Annotated in this window: 2 protein-coding genes; both read right to left on the bottom strand. The window is 70.0% G+C overall.

Going from position 1 to position 976, the window contains the following annotated elements; genetic code table 11:
- Positions 1–511, bottom strand: a 511-nt coding sequence (locus DSP71_RS23165) for a glucuronate isomerase (RefSeq protein WP_258546272.1), incomplete at its 3' end; no start/stop codon positions are given.
- The coding region (locus DSP71_RS23160; RefSeq protein WP_258546271.1) for a substrate-binding domain-containing protein at positions 508–976 on the bottom strand (469 nt) is incomplete at its 5' end. The genes DSP71_RS23165 and DSP71_RS23160, both read right to left, overlap by 4 nt.

Genomic DNA, 976 nt, shown 5'->3' with positions numbered 1-976 from the left:
CGTCGGCGGGGTCGTCGGTCGTGGCGAGCACCGCGATGCGGAAGCGCTCGAACAACGCACGTGGGTGGAACTCGGCGGTGCGCAGCTGCGAGTCGATGTGCGCGTAGAGCTCGTCGGCGTTGCCCGCACTCGGCTGCTCCGTCACCCCGAACACCTCGGACAGCGAGGTCTCGAACCAGTAGCGCACCGGGGTTCCGAGGAAGACGTCCCAGTTCGCGCAGAACGCCCGCCATACCTCCTGCGGATCAGCGGGCGCGGCTCCCCGGCCCAGCGCGTCGAGGGGCACGCCGACTGCGTGGAGCAGACGCAGCACGTAGTGGTCGGGCGTGATCAGCAGTGTCGCAGGGTCTGGGAAGGGCTTGTCGTCGGCGAGCAATGCAGCATCGACATGGCCGTGCGGGGAGAGGATCGGCGCCGCGGCGACGGCGTCGTACAGCCTCCTGGCGAGCTCTCGCACTCCGGGATCGGCGGGGAGGAGTCGGTCGACGTGCGGGCTGAGTTCTCTGCTCATGATTCTCCTCCAGGGGTACGGCGCGGTGCGGAGCCGGTCGACTCCCGCACGGTCAGATGGGTCGGCAGCGCCGCGATGTGGCGGCGGGTGAGTGCGCTCGCGCCGATGCGCTCGCTCTGCAGTCGATCGAGCAGCATCGATACCGACAGCCGTGCGGCCTGTTCGACCGGAGCGGTGAGGGTGGTCAGCGGCGGGTTGCAGAAGTCGGCGCCGAAGATGTCGTCGCAGCCGACGATGCTCATGTCCTCCGGAACACGCACGCCTCGTTCCTTGAGCCGGATGAGCATGCCGATCGCGAGGAGGTCGTTGAAAGCCACGCACGCGGTGGCGCCGGTGTTCAGCGCAGCATCCGCCGCGGCCGCGCCCGCCTTCGTGCGCGGCTGGTACGGGCCCACCTTCGTGTGCTCGATCCCGAGGCGCTCGCACGCGGCCGCCACGGCACGCCAGCGGAGGTTGCTCGCCCAG

Source organism: Microbacterium sp. H6, from assembly GCF_003314775.1.
Classification (GTDB): Bacteria; Actinomycetota; Actinomycetes; order Actinomycetales; family Microbacteriaceae; genus Microbacterium; species Microbacterium oxydans.
This window is presented reverse-complemented; position numbering and strand designations above follow the sequence as displayed.